The sequence below is a fragment of the Glutamicibacter sp. HZAU genome (assembly GCF_004100365.1).
Classification (GTDB): Bacteria; Actinomycetota; Actinomycetes; order Actinomycetales; family Micrococcaceae; genus Glutamicibacter; species Glutamicibacter nicotianae.
On sequence record NZ_SCKZ01000008.1, the window covers coordinates 163,846 to 181,346 of the forward strand.

Annotated in this window: 18 protein-coding genes; 13 read left to right on the forward strand and 5 right to left on the reverse strand. The window is 62.7% G+C overall.

Annotated features, from left to right (window positions below):
- Window positions 1–121: 121 nt before the first annotated feature.
- A complete protein-coding gene (locus tag EKH49_RS13750; protein ID WP_128471281.1) occupies window positions 122–598 on the forward strand; it encodes a RidA family protein in 477 nt (158 codons plus the stop codon).
- Window positions 599–1,644: 1,046 nt separating this feature from the next.
- Here the strand turns inward: EKH49_RS13750 and EKH49_RS13760 are convergent.
- Window positions 1,645–2,322 carry a Crp/Fnr family transcriptional regulator gene (locus EKH49_RS13760; protein WP_022874282.1) on the reverse strand — a complete coding sequence of 226 codons (678 nt, stop codon included), beginning with the start codon at window positions 2,320–2,322 and terminating at the stop codon, window positions 1,645–1,647.
- Window positions 2,323–2,526: 204 nt separating this feature from the next.
- Between EKH49_RS13760 and EKH49_RS13765 the strand changes: the two genes are divergently transcribed.
- Complete coding sequence (locus EKH49_RS13765) at window positions 2,527–3,717, forward strand: MarP family serine protease (RefSeq protein WP_066141031.1); 1,191 nt, start codon at window positions 2,527–2,529, stop codon at window positions 3,715–3,717.
- Between the two features lie 9 nt (window positions 3,718–3,726).
- Here EKH49_RS13765 and aroQ read toward each other — a convergent pair whose 3' ends face one another.
- Both aroQ and acs read right to left on the reverse strand, forming a co-directional pair.
- Window positions 3,727–4,179, reverse strand: a complete 453-nt coding sequence (aroQ, locus tag EKH49_RS13770) for a type II 3-dehydroquinate dehydratase (protein ID WP_038991696.1) — start codon at window positions 4,177–4,179, stop codon at window positions 3,727–3,729.
- Window positions 4,180–4,308: 129 nt separating this feature from the next.
- On the reverse strand, window positions 4,309–6,285 hold the full coding sequence (gene acs, locus EKH49_RS13775) for an acetate--CoA ligase (protein ID WP_128471282.1): 1,977 nt from the start codon (window positions 6,283–6,285) through the stop codon (window positions 4,309–4,311).
- Between the two features lie 203 nt (window positions 6,286–6,488).
- On the opposite strand from acs, the gene nth reads away from it, so the two are divergent.
- Window positions 6,489–7,283, forward strand: coding sequence for an endonuclease III (gene nth / locus EKH49_RS13780; protein WP_128471283.1), 795 nt, complete (start codon window positions 6,489–6,491; stop codon window positions 7,281–7,283).
- On the forward strand, window positions 7,280–7,957 hold the full coding sequence (locus EKH49_RS13785) for an NUDIX hydrolase (protein ID WP_128471284.1): 678 nt from the start codon (window positions 7,280–7,282) through the stop codon (window positions 7,955–7,957). The genes nth and EKH49_RS13785 overlap by 4 nt, the downstream gene beginning before the upstream one ends.
- A 6-nt stretch (window positions 7,958–7,963) precedes the next feature.
- Here the strand turns inward: EKH49_RS13785 and EKH49_RS13790 are convergent, their stop codons facing one another.
- On the reverse strand, window positions 7,964–9,613 hold the full coding sequence (locus EKH49_RS13790; protein WP_128471285.1) for a bifunctional 3'-5' exonuclease/DNA polymerase: 1,650 nt from the start codon (window positions 9,611–9,613) through the stop codon (window positions 7,964–7,966).
- Between the two features lie 87 nt (window positions 9,614–9,700).
- Here EKH49_RS13790 and EKH49_RS13795 point away from each other — a divergent pair, with 87 nt between their 5' ends.
- From EKH49_RS13795 to EKH49_RS13825, 7 genes are all read left to right on the forward strand, one after another.
- The gene (locus EKH49_RS13795) at window positions 9,701–10,825 is read left to right on the forward strand and encodes a hypothetical protein (RefSeq protein WP_128471286.1); all 1,125 of its coding nucleotides are present in this window, start codon (window positions 9,701–9,703) and stop codon (window positions 10,823–10,825) included.
- Entirely contained in the window at window positions 10,822–12,063 is a 1,242-nt protein-coding gene (locus tag EKH49_RS13800) for a TadA family conjugal transfer-associated ATPase (RefSeq protein ID WP_128471287.1), read from the forward strand. Before EKH49_RS13795 ends, EKH49_RS13800 begins: the two co-directional genes overlap by 4 nt.
- A 3-nt stretch (window positions 12,064–12,066) precedes the next feature.
- The gene (locus tag EKH49_RS13805) at window positions 12,067–12,741 is read left to right on the forward strand and encodes a type II secretion system F family protein (RefSeq protein WP_128471288.1); all 675 of its coding nucleotides are present in this window, start codon (window positions 12,067–12,069) and stop codon (window positions 12,739–12,741) included.
- Window positions 12,738–13,277 carry a type II secretion system F family protein gene (locus EKH49_RS13810; RefSeq protein ID WP_128471289.1) on the forward strand — a complete coding sequence of 180 codons (540 nt, stop codon included), beginning with the start codon at window positions 12,738–12,740 and terminating at the stop codon, window positions 13,275–13,277. Before EKH49_RS13805 ends, EKH49_RS13810 begins: the two co-directional genes overlap by 4 nt.
- Before the next feature lie 126 nt (window positions 13,278–13,403).
- Window positions 13,404–13,586 carry a DUF4244 domain-containing protein gene (locus tag EKH49_RS13815; RefSeq protein WP_038991688.1) on the forward strand — a complete coding sequence of 61 codons (183 nt, stop codon included), beginning with the start codon at window positions 13,404–13,406 and terminating at the stop codon, window positions 13,584–13,586.
- Window positions 13,587–13,589: 3 nt separating this feature from the next.
- On the forward strand, window positions 13,590–13,925 hold the full coding sequence (locus EKH49_RS13820; RefSeq protein ID WP_128471290.1) for a TadE family type IV pilus minor pilin: 336 nt from the start codon (window positions 13,590–13,592) through the stop codon (window positions 13,923–13,925).
- Window positions 13,922–14,317, forward strand: coding sequence for an Rv3654c family TadE-like protein (locus tag EKH49_RS13825; protein WP_038991687.1), 396 nt, complete (start codon window positions 13,922–13,924; stop codon window positions 14,315–14,317). The genes EKH49_RS13820 and EKH49_RS13825 overlap by 4 nt, the downstream gene beginning before the upstream one ends.
- 14 nt (window positions 14,318–14,331) lie before the next feature.
- On the opposite strand, the gene EKH49_RS13830 is transcribed toward EKH49_RS13825, so the two are convergent.
- The gene (locus EKH49_RS13830) at window positions 14,332–16,662 is read right to left on the reverse strand and encodes a DEAD/DEAH box helicase (RefSeq protein ID WP_128471291.1); all 2,331 of its coding nucleotides are present in this window, start codon (window positions 16,660–16,662) and stop codon (window positions 14,332–14,334) included.
- Window positions 16,663–16,968: 306 nt separating this feature from the next.
- Between EKH49_RS13830 and EKH49_RS17190 the strand changes: the two genes are divergently transcribed.
- Together EKH49_RS17190 and EKH49_RS13845 are read left to right on the forward strand one after the other, a co-directional pair.
- A complete protein-coding gene (locus tag EKH49_RS17190) occupies window positions 16,969–17,022 on the forward strand; it encodes a chloramphenicol resistance leader peptide (RefSeq protein ID WP_011113070.1) in 54 nt (17 codons plus the stop codon).
- A 21-nt stretch (window positions 17,023–17,043) separates the two neighbouring features.
- Window positions 17,044–17,501, forward strand: a 458-nt coding sequence (locus EKH49_RS13845) for an MFS transporter (protein WP_145964447.1), incomplete at its 3' end; no start/stop codon positions are given.

The window sequence follows — 17,501 nt, forward strand, 5'->3', positions numbered from 1 at the left end:
GGGGTGATGACGGCTGGGAGCTGGTAACCGTCGTTCCCGGCCCCAATGGCTCATCTCCAGTGGCCTACATGAAGCGTCCGAAAGCCTAACGGGCAACAACATCTACTGAAGGAGAAATCCCATGCAAGAAGCTACTTCCTCGCGTGTCGAGGCTCGCCTGGCCGAGCTTGGCCATGCCTTGCCAGCCGTGGCAAAGCCGGTTGCGGCGTACCTGCCTGCCGTTACTTCCGGCAACTACGTTTACACCTCCGGTCAGCTTCCGCTGATTAAGGGTGAACTCACAGCGGTTGGAAAGGTTGGCGCCGAAGTTTCAGCCGAGGAAGCAAGGGCCCAGGCACAGACCGCCGCGCTCAACGCGCTGGCAGCCATCAAGGCGGAAATTGGTGATCTAGATCGCATTAAGCGCATTGTGAAGGTTGTCGGTTTCGTGTCGTCGGCACCGGACTTCACCGGACAGCCAGGAGTCATCAACGGAGCCTCCGAATTCTTCGGCGAAGTTCTCGGCGATGCAGGCCTGCATGCACGTTCGGCCGTCGGCGTAGCCGTACTGCCGCTGGATGCACCTGTCGAGGTTGAGGTCATCGCCGAATTTGAGTAATTCAGGCCAGTTTCCCGCTGCGCGGTCCCGACGGGCTTTCCCGTCGGGNCCGCGCAGCGGCATGGTTCGACGGCTCTTCGACCTGCCGCCGCATCAGATTGCCACCGCCGAGAACTGGTTCTCTTTCGGTTCGCGCACCCCGCGTACCCCGCGGCGAGCGTCCTCGGTGTGCCTGGTGAGGGATTCCTCCCACGGTGTGGAAACCTACCTGACTTATCGCCCCGGGGGCTCTCCTCTGGGCAACGTAGCCTTCCCGGGCGGCAGCCATGAGACGAGCGACCGTGCCACCTACCAATGGTTCGGCCCGAGCCTGTCCCAATGGTCCAAGCGCATGGACCTGCTGGATCAGCAGCTGGTCCAGGCCTATCTTGTTTGCGCCATTCGCGAGCTCTTCGAAGAGACCGGGATCCTGCTGGCCGGAACCGACGAGCAATCCGTCGTTGAAATGACCGATGCCGAAGACTGGATGACCGCCCGCGAAGCCATCGCCGGACAAGATCTTGCCTTTGACGAATTCCTGCGCCGCCGCGGACTCGGTTTGCGTACCGACCTTCTGCGTCCTGTATCGCACTGGCTCAATCCGAACTTTGCCCTGCGCCGCTTCGACACCTGGTACTTCACCGCCACCGTGCCGAACCGCCAGGAAGCCTCATTGCTGCGTGGCAAAGGAAAATGGGGACGTTGGTCTGCTGCCGGAGACATCTTGGCAAAGCGCGGCACCAGCGAGCTGGGGGACAGCATTGGCCAACCCAACACGGTGAACCTCACGCTCTCGGAGATCAGCTACCCTGCAGTGGAAATGATCCTGGAAGCCATGGCGGAAGCCAACGGAGTGATCGCCTACCTCTCGCGGGCGCGATCGCTGAACCTCAAGCATCCGGATCTGCTGGTGCGCGATGGAATCTACTACCTGGAAGTCCTGGGATCCATCAGCGCCGAGTCCTCCCGGCCGTGGCAGACCACTGCCGGGCACTGAGCACACTGCTTAAAACACAACAGGCCGAAAATCCTTTGAGGATTTTCGACCTGAAATGCTTTGTCGTGCTTTAGCGCGAACGCTGGCGCAGGCGCTGGATGTCCAGGATCACGACGGCGCGTGCTTCCAGGCGCAGCCAGCCGCGCTGGACGAACTCGGCCAGAGCCTTGTTCACGGTTTCGCGGGAAGCACCAACCAGCTGGGCCAGTTCTTCCTGAGTCAGTTCGTGGGCAACCAGGATGCCGTCGGTAGCCGGGCGGCCGAAACGGTCAGCCAGGTCCAGCAGCGCCTTGGCAACGCGGCCAGGAACGTCAGAGAAGACCAGATCGGCCAGGGACTCATTGGTGCGACGCAGACGTGCAGCCAAAGCCTGCAGCAGCTGGATCGAGACCTCAGGGGAGTTCAGGATAGCCTTGCGCATGTTCTCGTGGCTCAGGCCAGCCAGGCGGGTCTCCGACACGGCGGTGGCGGTAGCGTTGCGTGGGTGTGGATCGAACAAGGCCATTTCGCCAAATAGTTCGCCCGGGCCAAGAACAGCAATCAGGTTCTCGCGACCATCCGAAGAGGTGCGGCCGAGCTTGATCTTGCCAGAAACGATGAAGTACAGACGGTCACCCTGATCGCCTTCACGGAACACCGATGCACCGCGGGACAGATCAACCTCGGTCAATTCTTCGGTTAGCGCGGCGAAAACTTCATCACCAAGCGACGCAAACAGTGGCGCGCGACGCAGTACCTCGATATCCATTAAATCTCCTGTCAACAGTAGTAGGCGCTTACTTCATTGTGCCGTATTCGGTAACAATGTGACAGTTTCCACACGTGGTTTAACCAAGAAAATGTCGAAAATCACGCACATTCGACTAAAACTCGCGAATCTGCTCGCAGAAATCCATCAGCTTCTAAGGGTACCTTGGGTCTATACGAACTTTATGAATGAACTGGGGTCTGGGTGCTGGGAATTTTCAGCTGGCTCGATGTAGTCATCTGCGCTGTATTGCTGATGTTCTTCATCGTTGGAGTTCGCCGAGGTTTCCTCCTGACAGTTGGCGACATGCTCGGCCTGCTCGTCGGTGGCGTCGCCGCATTCTTCGCGATCCCGTTGGTCTCCACTTTTGCCACGAATCCGTGGTGGCGTGTCGGACTGATGATCGCCACCGCCGCGGTGCTGATCATCCTCGGCCAAGCGCTGGGACGGGTGATCGCGACCCGGATCAGGCACTGGATGAATGTCGATTTCCTGCGTGCCGCAGACCGCATCGCCGGTGGCGTGCTGTCGGTGTTCATCACCGCAACAATCATTGGTGGCTTGGCCTTTTCCACGGCAAGCATGGGTATCCCGAGGCTTTCGCTGGAGATCAGCAAGTCCAAGATGATCGACACGATTCGCGGCCTGACACCCGAGTTTGTCGATGCGGCCATATCCACCGCACGCTCCAAGGTGATCGCTGAAACCCTGCCCGCGTTCCTGGAGCCTTTCGCCCCTCCGGTGCAGGCGCCAGTGGACACCGAATGGGCCGCCAACGACCTGCAGCTGGCAGCCGCGCAATCGGCGGCCAAGATCTCCGGCACCGCCGTGCAGTGCGGCGTTAACCTGACCGGTTCGGGCTTCGTTGTCGACCACGAATTGGTCATGACGAATGCACACGTGGTGGCAGGATTGAGTGCTGCAACCGTGGAGGTCGGCGGTGACGAAGTTCACCGCGGAAAGGTTGTTTATTTCGATCCCCAGGCGGACATCGCGCTGCTTTACGTCGAGGGACTGCAGGCTGAGCCCATCGACCTGGCCACCGATGACCTGATGCGTGGCGACTCGGCAACATTCGTCGGCCACCCGTCGGGCGGACCGCAGCAGATCCGCGGAGCGCTGATCGCCTCGCGCGCCTTCGTCTCCATCGCCAACATCTATGGCGAAGACCCGTCGCGGATTTCGGTCTACCAGCTCACCGCGGAAGTGGCGCAGGGCAATTCCGGCGGACCGCTGCTGGATGAATCCGGCGACGTGGTGGGTCTGATCTTCGCCAAATCCCGCAGCGATGACGAGGTTGGCTTCGCCCTGAGTCTCGAAGAGATCGAGCAAGCCTTGGAACTCGGCAGCCAGCGGCGCACCAGCATCAAGACCGGCGACTGCGTTTCCGGCTGATGCCTGCGGCTACTTGCCGAGCAAATGCGCGAGCTGCTGCACGGCCAGCTTGTAGCCGTGCACTCCCGCACCGATGATGATCGAGCTGGCTACCGGCGAGATATAGGAATGGTGGCGGAAGGCCTCGCGCTTGTGCACATTGGAGATGTGCACCTCGATGGCGGGCAGCTGCACGCCGCTGATCGCATCGGCCAGCGCTACCGAAGTATGGGTGAACGCACCGGGGTTCATGATGATGCCTGCCGCGGTCGTGCGGGCCTCGTGGATCGCGTCGATGAGCACGCCCTCGTGGTTGGACTGCACCGCGCGCACCTCCAGGCCGTAGGCGGCCGCGGTGTCACGGGCCAGCTGCTCGACATCGGCCAGCGTGTCGTGGCCATAGATTTCCGGTTCCCGGGTGCCCAGCAGATTCAGATTGGGGCCGTTGAGCAGCAAGATGGTGTTCGATGCGTTCTCAGTCATGAACCCAAATCTATTACACGGCAGGCATAATCCAGCGTCGTTGCGCCGGGTCCGTAATACAAGAAGCCGCCGTTCTTCCGCACCAGCGGTGCAGATGAACGGCGGCTCTTGCGGCAGTGCGTGCAGCGGCTACTTGCCCATGGACTGCGCGATCTGGCTCATGACCGTCGAATCCGAGAGCGTGGTGGCGTCGCCGACCTCGCGGCCTTCGGCCACGTCCTTGAGCAGGCGGCGCATGATCTTGCCCGAGCGTGTCTTGGGCAGCTCGGGCACCACCAGCACATGCTTCGGCTTGGCGATCGGGCCGATGTCCTTGCCCACGTGGTTGCGCAGGGTCGCCACGACATCCTCGCCCTCGGCAGGCTCGGTCTGCAGGATCACGAACGCGACCACTGCCTCGCCGGTGGTCTCGTCCTTCGCCCCGACCACCGCGGCTTCGGCCACGTACGGGTGGGCGACCAGCGAAGACTCGATCTCGGTGGTGGACAGGCGGTGGCCGGACACGTTCATCACGTCATCCACGCGGCCCAGCAGCCAGATGTCGCCGTCGTCATCCTTCTTCGCGCCGTCGCCGGCGAAGTACATGTTCTCGAAGCGGGACCAGTAGGTGTCCTTGTAGCGTTCCATGTCGCCCCAGATGCCGCGCAGCATGGCCGGCCATGGTTCGCGGATGACCAGGAAGCCGCCTTCGCCGTCGGCTACGGATTCGCCGGCTTCGTCCACCACGTCGATGGCGATGCCCGGGACTGCCACCTGGGCCGAGCCAGGCTTGGTGGCGGTGACGCCCGGCAGCGGCGCGATCATGTGCGCGCCGGTTTCGGTCTGCCACCAGGTGTCCACGATCGGAGCCGGGTGCTCCTTCTTCTCGCCGTTCTTGCCGTTGTTGGAGCCGATGACATCGCGGTACCACATCCAGGCTTCCGGGTTGATCGGTTCGCCCACCGAACCGAGCACGCGCAGCGAGGAGAGGTCATAGCCGTCCGGGATCTCGCGCCCCCACTTCATGAAGGTGCGGATGGCGGTCGGCGCGGTGTACAGGATGGTGACGCCGTACTTCTCCACGATTTCCCACCAGCGGCCCTGGTGCGGGGTATCCGGGGTGCCTTCGTAGATCACCTGGGTGGCGCCGTTGACCAGCGGCGCGTAGGTGACGTAGGAGTGGCCGGTGACCCAGCCGATGTCTGCGGTGCACCAGAAGACATCGGTTTCCGGGTGCAAATCGAAGGTGTCGCGGTGGGTGACCGCGGTCTGCGTGAGGAAGCCGCCGGTGGTATGCACGATGCCCTTGGGCTTGCCGGTGGTGCCGGAGGTGTAGAGCACGAACAGCGGGTGCTCGGAGTCGTGGGCCACCGCGGTGTGCTCGGTGGCGGCGTTGCCGACCACGTCATCCCACCACTTGTCCAGCGCGCTGAATTCGGTAGGCTCGCCGTTGCGCTTGACCACCAGCACGTTTTCAACGGTGTGCCCCGGTGCTTCCAGGGCGGCATCCACTGCAGGCTTCAGCGGGCTCGGCTTGCCGCGGCGCCAGGTGCCATCGGCGGTGACCACGAGCTTGGCGTCCGCGTCGTCGATGCGGCTGCGCAGCGCGTCGGCGGAGAAGCCGCCGAAGACCACCGAGTGGATGGCGCCGATGCGGGCGCAGGCCAGCATGGTGATCACCGCTTCGGGGATCATCGGCAGGTAGACGGCGACGCGGTCGCCCTTGGCCACGCCCAGGGACTCGAAGGCGTTGGCGGCCTTCTTCACTTCCTCGGCCAGCTGTGCGTAGGTGTAGCTGCGGGTATCGCCCGGCTCGCCTTCGAAGTAGATGGCCACGCGGTCGCCCCGGCCGTTCTCCACATGGCGGTCCAGTGCGTTATAGGCAGCGTTGAGCTTGCCGCCGACAAACCACTTGGCAACCGGCGCTTCAGACCAGTCGAGGGTGTCGGTGAAATCGGTGTCCCAGTCCAATACCTGGCGGGCCTGGTCCGCCCAGTAGCCCAAGCGGTCTTCCTTGGCTGCGTCGTAGCGGGCCTGGGTGGCGATGGCTTGATCGCTGAAGTCCTTGCTTGGGGCAAAGGAGCGGGTTTCGGTCGACAGGTTGTCCAGGGTCTTCGAATCACTCACTGTGTTCGCGTCCTTCCACGTAGTCACAAATGTTTCTCTGTGATCAAAGTTACAGCCTCGGAGGATGAAGGTGTGCTTTGTGTCACTGCGATAGCGGAAATCGGGTAATTTGTGCGCCAAGCGGTGGATTGAACGCGATGAACAGCATGCCGGGGCAGTGTTCCGGGGTGAAAACCCAGCGCGCTCATGACACGATCTAAAGCGTGGCGAAGAAACTTGAGAATGAAACCGAGCTGGGGCTGAAGCGCCGGGCACGCAAGATCAACCGGGAACTGGCGCAGGCCTACCCCTACGCGGTGCCCGAGCTGGACTTCGAGACTCCCTTCGAACTGCTGGTAGCCACCGTGCTCTCGGCGCAGACCACCGACGTGCGGGTCAATGCAATCACTCCAGCGCTCTTCGCCCGTTTCCCCGACGCCCTCGCAATGAGCCAAGCCGAGCGTGCCGAGCTTGAGCAGCTGATCCGCCCCACCGGCTTCTTCCGCGCCAAGACGGATTCGCTGCTCGGGCTATCCGCTGCGCTGGTGGAACGCTTCGACGGCGAAGTGCCAGCCAAGCTCGACGAGCTGGTGAAGCTTCCCGGAGTGGGACGCAAAACCGCCAACGTCGTATTGGGCAATGCCTTTGGCGTCCCCGGAATCACCGTGGACACCCATTTCGGGCGGCTGGCCAACCGCCTGGGCTGGACCGCTGAAACCGACCCGGTGAAGGTCGAGCACGCGGTGGGTGAACTATTCGAGAAGCGCGACTGGACGATGCTCAGCCACCGGGTGGTCTTCCATGGCCGGCGCGTCTGCCATGCGCGCAAGCCCGCCTGCGGGGCGTGCGTGATCGCCAAGCTGTGCCCGTCGTACGGCATCGGCGAGGAAATACCGGCCAAGGCCAAAGCGTTGCTCAAGTATGAGCTTGCACCAGGACGGGAAGAACTGCTGGCGAAAATGATCGCCGGAGCAACTCGCCGCGAGCTGAGGGCTGAAGGATACGGATTGGACGCATGAGCGCACGCTTGGAATTGGAACAAGTCATCGCCCGCCACACGGCGCAGGTCGGGGCAACGCAGCGGCTGCCCAACGAGTGGGTGATGAACGAGATGGAGCTCGGTGCCGCGCGCCGGGCCGCGGTGCTGATCCTGTTCGGCGCGGCCGGCGAGGCAGTGCTGGAACCGCAGTCCCAGATGGACGACCTGGACCTGTTGTTCGTGGAGCGGGCAGCGACCCTGCGCAAGCATGCCGGGCAGATCGCCTTCCCCGGCGGCGGCATCGACCAAGAGGATCCGAGCGTTGCCAGCGCCGCTCTGCGCGAGGCATGGGAAGAAACCGGCGTGGATACCGCCGGCATCGAAGTACTGGGCACCTTGGGGGAAACCGAACTGCCGGTGTCGAACTTCCTGGTCACCCCGGTGCTTGGGTGGTGGCATACCGAATCCGAGGTGTATCCGGCAGACCCGGCAGAAAGCGCTGGGGTGTTCCGCGCCCCGGTGGCGCACCTGCTGGATCCGAAGAACCGCCTGACCGGCGTGGTGCATCGTGGCACGCGCAAATTCAAGTCCCCGGCCTTCGATTTCGAAGACCGGATCATCTGGGGCTTCACCGCGATCGTGCTGGACCGGCTGTTCAACGAGCTGGGGTGGACCCGTCCGTGGGACAACCGGCGCGAACTGCGCATGGCCTGAGGCCCGCTATTTCGCGTCCGCGTAATTCCCTGAAATCGCAACGCTGACCGGGAAACGCGGCGAGGCCTGGCCGAACAGCGAGCGTCCGGCCAGCATCGCCGCGTGGCGGATTAGCTCCTGCAGCTGCCCGGCTAATTCGGTGGGGCATTCGAAGACAATTTCGTCATGGACGAAGAACACCTGGCGGCAGCTCCGGCTCCACCCGGCCTGATGGATCAGGTGGCGCGCGTGGCCCATCCACACCAAGGCCCACTCGGCCGCGGTAGCCTGCACGACAAAATTCCTGGTGAACCGGCCACGGGCCCGCGCCGCGGAGTCAGCGGCCCGCTGCGATGCCTCATCGCTGGTGGCCCGCTGCGCCGCCAGCCACTGCTCATCTGCGGGAGGGCAGCCGCGGCCAAGGAAACTGCGCACGCCTCCACCCTGTTCGCCAGCCTGCGCCGCCTGTTCGACAAAACGCATGGCGGTGGGAAAGCTGCGGGTCAGCGCCGCGCCGACGGTGCCCGAAGCACCGCCACCTCCGCCGTAGATGACCGAGAGCATTCCCAGCTTGGCTTCATCGCGCGAAGCGACAAGCTTGGCATCCAGCAACCACTGGTACAGATCGTCTTGCTGGCCAGCCTTTTGCAGCTGCTGGTCATGGGAAATGGCCGCCAGGATGCGCGGTTCCAGCTGCCTGCCGTCGGCCACCACAAAGATCGAACCTGCTGGGGCGCGAACGACCTGCCGGATGGAATGCGGCAATTGGAGCGCACCGCCACCTGAGGCCGCCCAGCGTCCTGAAATGACGGTTCCCAGCACATAGTGCGGATGGAACCTGCCATTTTCCACCCATTGATCCAGCCAGGCATCGCCGTGGGTACTCGCAAGGCGGGAGAGCTTCTTGTATTCGAGGACCTCGGTAATCAGCGGATGCTTGATCTGCTCAAGTTCCCATGCCCGCACCGAGCTCACCGCGAAGCCGGCCTTGTGCAGGGCGCGCAGCATTTCCTGCGGCGAATCGGGATTGAGCCCGGGACTGCCCAACGCCTCAGCCAGCTGCTGGGCCTTGGCAGCCAGCTTGGGAGGTCGTCCGTAGTCGGAGACGCGTTCGCCCAATTGCTCGCGCAGCAGGGCGCGGTGCCCGGCTTCATCCCACGGCAAGCCGGCCTCTTCCATCTCGCAAGCAATCACGGCGCCTACCGATTCTGCATGGATCAATAATTCCAGCCGACGGCGGGCATCGGGTTCTTGCGGCAGTGCGTCGCGTTGGGCAAGGTACATGGAGATCAGCTCGGCCAGCGACTCGCCGGTGACAGGTGCGGAGAAGAGCGCATCCTGGTTGGCCCATTCCCTGCCCTGGGTTGGCTGTTCAAGGTTGAAGTCATCGAGCGTCTTCGTGCTCAGCGGGGAACGGTGCAGGATGCGCTGCGCCAAGGAGAGAATGTAGGCCTTAGCCAGAAAAACCCCGGCTGCCGCGAGCGGCTGCATCCATGGGGTGGTGCGGAGCATGGCCCAGCGGGGCGAATGCCGTGCCTCGGTTTCAGCGACAAAGCCAGCCAGCTCTTCGCGGGAAACAGAGGAGACCGGCTGCAGCGAGTTGCCAGTGAGCTGGTCGCGGAGGTCAATGAGGGCATAGCCATCAGGGTCGGCGGCAAGGAAGGCGATGGCACTCATGGATCTATTGTGCCGTGCCAGTGGACGATATCCCCAGCCGGTTGGCTGGCCGCACGCAAATGATTGGATGGGTGCCACGCTCGATGCATGAAATGGCTATCAGAATCCCCATCGGCCCAGCCGCTGAAGGTTGCGCAACGATTTGTGATGACGGAATCGGATTTCGAGCAGCTGCCTCCGAAGAGAACCAGCGCGCCGGCAGCTGGTGGACGCACTGCGGATGATGAACCGGTCTGCACCATCGTGAGCAACGACGCGCGGATTATTGAGCGATGCGCGGTGATCGCGGTCGGCGCGGCGGTGCGAATCAACCAATGCGCAGACCCGCAGCTTTTGCCCGGCGATGGTTCGGGGCCGGTGCTGTGGGGCAGCGACATGGCAGCACTGGCCGAAAACACGAGCCGGCCGGTAGATGTGCTGGTCGGCTTGGAGGATAGCGAGGCCCTCATCTGGTCTCTGGCCAGCAGGATTCCCAAGGCGCGGGTGGCGGTTCTGCCATCGGCCAGCCAATGGCTGGGCGAATACCTCGGCCTTTGGGCCATGCGGGCAGGGCATGGGCACACGCTGGCGCTGAATTCCACGGCCGGAGGGTTGGGGACGACAACCCTCGCCCTGCTGCTGGCGCACGCTGGAACACTCAGCGGACTGCGCAGCGCCATGATTGATTTGGATCCGCATTCCCAAGGAGCGTGGCCGCTGGTGTGCGCGAAGCCGCCTATCGGAATCGGCTGGGAGGAATTACAGCAATCCGGCGGTGCGCTGGCGGCCCATCAACTGGCCGAAACTTTGCCGAAACTGCGCGATACAGCCATCCTGACCTGGTCCCGCGCCAACCGAACGCAGGAGCTGGAAGACCAGCTGGTGATTCGGCTGCTCGCTGCGGCCCGGCAAGGATTCGATCTCATTGTGGTGGATGCTGGACGTGCACCGCATCCGCAACGGCTGGTGATGAACCAGTTCATCGACCGGAATATCGCCACCGCCAGCTCCATGACCGTGCCAGCTTCAGGGGAAGTGGTGCTGTGCGGGGAGCAGAAACTGCGCTGCACCCCTCAAGGCTTTCCGGAGATACTTGGCGCCGTCCCTGTCCTTCCGCGGATCAGCAAGGCCCTGGAGCGCGGCCAGCTCTTCGACAGTTTCAAATCCCGGGCACTGCGCCAGCACCTGTCCAACCTGTGCCTGATACCGCAGGTGAAGGAGCAGCACCCATGAGCCCGGGACGGCACAGCCACAATGCCAGCCCAGCAATGGGCGGGCCCGTGCTCGATGCCAAGATTCTCGAATCAGTGCGTGAACGGGCACTGCTCACCGGCGGGCAGCTCGACGCGATTGCCTTGGCCGGAGCCGTCCATGACTCGGGCGTGGCCCTGGGATCGCAGGGCGCCGCCCAGTCATTGGAATCGCTGCAGCACGAAGTGGCAGGACTGTCTGTCCTTGAGCCATTCGCCCAGCGGCCCGAAGTCACCGATGTCCTAGTGGATGGTCAGGGGAGGGTCTGGACCGATTCTCCGGCCGGACTGGAACCCACTGAATTCCGGTTTTCCTCCCCGGAACAGGTGCGGACGCTGGCCGTGCATCTGGCGACCCTCGCTGGACGACGGCTGGATTCAGCGAGCCCATTCATGGACATGAGCTTGAAGAACTACCGGGTCCACGCCGTGCTGCCGCCAATTGCCACGGACGGTCCGTTGATCTCGATTCGAGTCAAGCGCAGTGCCCAGCTTGAACTGGGCGCGGTTCTGGAAGGATCCAAGGGCTTTTGGCTGCCGCTGCTCCAAGCCATTGTCCAGCGCCAGATGAACTTCCTGATTACCGGCGGTACAGGCAGCGGAAAAACAACCCTGCTGCAAGCCATGCTGGCCGAGACCAACCCGCAGCACCGTTTGGTCATCGTCGAGGACTCGCAGGAACTGCAGGTGCCGCACCCGCATGTCGTGTCCTTGCAAACCCGTTCGGCCAACGTCGAATCCGCCGGCCAAGTGGAACTGAAGGATCTGGTTGTCCAGGCCCTGCGCATGCGTCCCGACCGCTTGGTCGTTGGCGAATGCCGCGGGTCGGAGATACGCGATTTCCTGGCGGCGATGAACACCGGGCATCAAGGAGCCGCGGGCACCATGCACGCCAACAACCCGCAGTCGGTTCCGGCACGCTTGGCGGCGTTGGGTGCGCTCGCCGGATGGAGTGTGCAGGCAACCGCGTTGCAGGCCTCCAGCGCACTGGATCTCGTCATTCACATGAACAGGGGCAGCCATGGGCAGCGCGGACCGGTGGCACTGGGCAGCTTGGAGACCGGTAGCGACGGCCAGATGCAGATGAGGCACCTGATCGATCTGGAGGGTGCCGAACCGCTAGCCGAATATGGCCGACGCTTCTTGGCGGACAGGTTCGGCCAAGCACTCGCACGCACCGTCGCCACGGCGCTGGGTAACGAAGGCACCAAGGAGCATTGAACCATGCTGATCCTCATCTTGGGCGCGTTGGCCTTATGGCTCTGGATTCCCGCGCACCCGGCCAGCAAAAGGGCCCCGGGCTCATCGCGCAGACGGTGGAACCGCGGGGCAGAACGCCACCAGGCAGGAGCGCAGCTGCTGAGCACCGACGCACGCATCATCCGTGAATTATCGGCGCTGCTCCGAAGCGGGCTGGGGTTCCATCCAGCTGTTGATGCGTTGCTCGAAGCTGAAGATGACACCGGGGACATCATCTGTGCGCTCAAGGATCTCCAAGCAACGCATCGGCTCAGCAACAGCGTACCCGGACCAGATGCAGCACAGGGGCAGGTGCCGGCGGTGCAACGGCTGCACTGGTGCCTGGAACTCTCCGAACGCAGCGGGGCCAGTCTTGCCGACGTCTTGGAACGGCTTGCCGAAGACCTCGAAAGCGCACTGGTAGCCCAACAGGCATTTGACGCGGCCATGGCCGGACCGAAAGCAACCACCAAATTGTTGACCTGGCTGCCGCTGGTGGGGTTTGGATTCGGCCTGCTTCTGGGCATCGACGTGCTGGGCACGATAGCGCAATCATGGGCGGCGCAACTCAGCGTGCTCATTGGGGCAATGCTCTGGATCGCCAATCGGATCTGGTGCCAGCGGCTCATGCAGGCAACCTCTAGCCAGGCATTGTCATGATCCTCGTGATTCTGCTCTTTGGCGCCCTCGCCATCGCATTGGCACTAGGGCCGTCCACTGCGCGAACAAGCGGCGAAGGCAAAGCAGCCCAATGGCTTTGGAACAGACGACAGGACAACGACAAGCCAATCGAGCTGGTCCTGGACCTCAGCGCCAGCCTGCTGGATTCGGGAATGCCCATCACCGAGATCCTGGATCTGCTCGGAAACAGCATTGAACAGTGCGCGGTCCTGCGCAGCGTCGCGCGCTGCCTGGAAATGAACATGGCGTGGGACAAAGCCTGGGAAGCCGTGCCTGCCTGGCTCGCGCCGCTGAGGAAGGCCCTGCACTTTGCGCACAGGACGGGCGCTCCGGCAGCCAACCTGCTGCGCAATACTGCGATTCTGCAACGCCGTGAGCATACGCAGAGAGTTGCACGCCTCGGCGCCCAATTCGGTACCCGTCTTGTGCTTCCCCTGGGGGCCTGCGCATTGCCGGCCTTCATCGCCCTGGGCGTCGTTCCACTGATCATCGCGCTGTTCCCAAGCTTCCAGTAAATCCCGGTCCAAGGTTATGCCCAGCTCGCAAGAATCCGATCTCTGCGCCGTCTGCGCTCGCCGAAGGTAGTAGCACAAGGTCCCCGGCATCGGCGCCGGGGACAGGTACCCAGAAAGGAAAACACAATGAACCGACGGTTCCGTGAAATCAGGGATCTGCTCCAGGAAGAGCAGGGATCCACCACAGCCGAATTCGCTATGGTCACCCTGGCTGCCGTAGCCTTTGCCGGCCTGCTGATCAGCATTCTGTCCAGCGGCGACGTACGCGGCATGCTGATGGGCCTGATCACTAAAGCACTGTCGCTGTAGGCCATGAGATTCAGTGATGAATCTGGCAGCAGCACCGCAGAATTTGCGGTGCTGCTGCCAGCAGTTGCGATCATGCTGTCCTTGGCTCTGTGCTTTGGTGTCGTTGGGATCCAACAGATTCAAGTTCAGCAGGCGGCCGGGGCCATGGCCAGGGAATTGGCCCGCGGCGAGGATGATGCCACCGCTCGCGCCAGCGGGGTTCGGCTAGCAGGAAACCAAGCCCGATTCTCGCTGTCAACATCCAACGGCTTCTCGCAAGTGCACGTTAGCAAAACCGTGCGGCTTCCAATTGTCGGCAGCCTGCAGGTCCACGGACAAGCCAGCGTGGCAGTCGAATGAGCAAGCTGCAACGCCTCCGAAACGAACAGGGCAGCGGGACGGTCATGGCGACGGCGCTCGTCGTTGTTGCGCTGCTTATCGCTGGTGCGGTCCTGGCATGGGTTGCAGCAACACGAGCTGCGATGCAGGCAGCCAGCGCTGCAGACATGTCGGCGCTGGCTGCCGCAGATACGGCCCGTGGGCTGCGTCCCGGCGAACCCTGCACCGTAGCTGCGCAGCTTGCGCAATCCAACGGTGCGCAGTTGGCATCATGCACGGTGGAACCCGGTGGCGAGTCGGTGCGTGTAGCAACCTATGTTCCTGTCGGATTCCGTGCCATGGGCGTGGAACTGTATCAGGCCGAAGCCCGGGCGCGTGCCGGAGCGCCACCGCTGGATGCTCCGATGCCCTGAGCAGGCACATGGGTTCAGCGGTGGTGGGCTGGTTCCACGTCATCGAGCACGGCGGTCAACAGCAAGATCGCGCCGGCCTTGTCCAACGGATTATTGCGGTTGCCGCACTTGGGGGATTGCACGCAGCTGGGGCACCCGTGCTGGCATTCGCAAGCCTCGATGGCATCTCGGGTGGCCCTGACCCAATCGGTGAAGCGCTCGAAACCGCGCTCGGCAAACCCTGCACCACCGGGCTGGGCATCGTAGACGAAAATTGTCGGATGCCCGGTATCCATATGCAGCGCGGTGGATACTCCGCCAATATCCCAACGGTCGCTCGTGGCAACAAGGGGCAGCAAGCCGATCATGGCATGCTCGGCTGCATGCAAGGCTCCGGGGAATTGGTCAACCGCCAAGCCAGCTCGCAATAGCCGCTGCTCGGTCAGCGTGAACCAAACGGACTTGGTGTTCAGATCCCTGGCTTCAAGTTCCAGGGGCTCTTCTGAGAGCACCTCGTTGGAAGCCACCGATTTGCGCTGGAAGGAAACGACCTGGGTGGTCACCGTCACTTCGCCGAAATGAATCGTCAGGTCCCGATGGTTGCGCTCGCGTTCCTCGGATTCGATGGCGACCGTGGTGAGATCGCGTGCTGTGGTGTAGTAGTCGGGATTGACCCGGGTCACGATCACCACGTGGTTCTGCTCGTCAAGTTCTTCCACATGGTAGCTCGCACCCTGGTGGACATAGATGGCTCCTGGATGCGCCTGATAATGCGTTTGCGGGGAATCCATGGTGCCGAGCAAAGCGCCGGTTTCCGCATCGATGATGTCAACTGGCCCTCCGCCATCAGCGCGGATGGAGAACATCGCCGCCGCATGCTGCGGATGCGTCCAGAACCAACCGGCAGGACGCCGGCGCAAGTAACCGCGTTGCACCAGCGAATCCAGAAGCTGCTCGGTCTGCGGACCGAAAAGCTCCAGCTCTTCAGGGCGCAGGGGAGATTCTTGCGCGGCCGCGCAGAGATGGCCGCTGAGCACATACTTGTTTTGCGGATCAAAGACCGTTGCTTCAACTCCCAAATCGAAGATGGCTTCGGGGTGATGCGCCAGGTAGGTATCCAACGGATCTTCGGCCGCGACAAAGATCGCGAGCGCATCCTGGCCGGAACGACCGGCACGGCCGATTTGCTGGAAGAACGACGCGCGGGTACCCGGCCAGCCAGCCACCACAACGGCGTCCAGACCAGCAATGTCGATACCCAATTCCAGTGCCGAGGTCGAGGTGACGCCCAGCAGCTCGCCGCTGCGCAATTGCTTCTCCACCGCTCGGCGCTCATTGGGCAGGTAGCCCGAGCGGTAGGCCGCAAGCCGGACGGAAAGTTCTGGAGCAAATTTTTCCAGATGCTTGCGAGTGAGCGTTGCGATGGTTTCAGCGCCCCGGCGAGACTTGATGAAGACAATGGTTCGAACATGGTCGGCCATCAGGTCGGTGAGGATCGAGGCGCTTTCGGCAACGGCGGTGCGACGTACTGGCGCACCGTTTTCACCTCTGTGCTCGCTCATCGGAGGTTCCCACAAAGCCATCACCAGTTCGCCGCTGGAAGAGAAATCATTGGTTACCGCCTGCGCGGATGCCCCGATGAGGCGACCGAAGGATGCTTCCGGGTCTGAGCTCGTAGCGGATGCACCGATGAACACCGGGTAGTTGCCGTAATGGGCGCAAACGCGTCGCAATCGGCGCATTAGGTTGGCGACGTGCGAGCCGAAGACTCCGCGGTAGGAATGCGCCTCATCAATGATGATGTAGCGAAGCCGCTTGAAGAACCTGGACCAAGCCGGATGGTTGGGCAGGATGCCACGATGCAGCATATCGGGGTTGGTGAAGACGAAGTTGGCGTGCTGGCGTACCCAGGTACGCGTGGCCTGATCGGTATCCCCATCGTAGGGAGCGGCTCGGACCCCGGGAACCTTCAAGGCTTCCACTGCGGATAGCTGGTCGGCCGCCAGCGCTTTGGTGGGGCAGATATAGAGCACCGAGGCTCCGGCATCGGCATCGTTGAACCCGCTGTCCTTGGCCCGAAGCAATTGTTCCAGGCAGGGCATCAGATAGGCCATGGACTTGCCCGAAGCGGTACCGGTGGAAACGATGGTGTGATGGCCATCGTGGATGAGATTAGCCGCCTGTGCTTGGTGCAGCCATGGCTGCTGGATGCCCAGGCCCTGGAAGATCTCGATGAGCTCGGCGCTGAGCCACTGGGGCCACGGGCTGGTGATCTCGTCCTTGGCAGTCCTGGTACGGCGGTGCACCACAGCGTCAGGATCATTGGTCCGGTCGAAGGGATCTAAGAGAGAACGCACTGACTTCACGAGGACGCCTTCCGGACCGGGAACTGCTGGAGTTAAAGACTATCGCCGTGCTTGACGCGGATACGTCAAGCACGGCGATGAGAGCAATTGTGGAGGCTCTAGGTGTGATGTCTAGGGACGTTGTTCTGGCCCCCGCCCGTAATGACACCGTGCCGATTCAAGAAGTATCTGTCCAGACCGCTCGCCATTGAAGGCATGGTAGAGTTTAGGGCATGTCGAGTCCCGAATCAGACAGGTCAGGGGTTGTCGGTCACACCGCCAGCCCCTTGAACCACTAGTTACGACGCCCACGATCTGTGTGGGCGTATGTCTGGCGTACCCGGGGCGCTGGCCGTGGTGACAAGAAGAACCATTTCTTGATCTCACACCTCGGAGTACTCGATGCCTTTTGCCCTCTACATGCTTGCCCTGGCGGTCTTCGTCATGGGCACTTCAGAATTCATGCTCGCGGGATTGCTCCCCGCGATCGCGACCGAACTTGACGTCTCGGTCGGCACTGCGGGCCTGCTGACCTCCGCATTCGCAGTCGGTATGGTCGTCGGCGCGCCAGTGATGGCGGCATTCGCTCGCCGTTGGCCACCGCGGCTCACATTGATCGTTTGCCTTCTCGTGTTCGCGGGAAGCCACGTCATCGGAGCGATGACACCAGTGTTCTCTCTCCTGCTCATCACCCGGGTGCTCAGCGCTCTCGCAAACGCAGGACTCCTCGCCGTAGCACTGAGCATGGCCACTACCCTCGTGCCAGCGAACCAGAAGGGGCGTGCACTGTCGATCCTGCTCTCCGGCACGACGATCGCAACCGTCGTGGGCGTCCCCGCCGGGGCACTGCTCGGCACAGC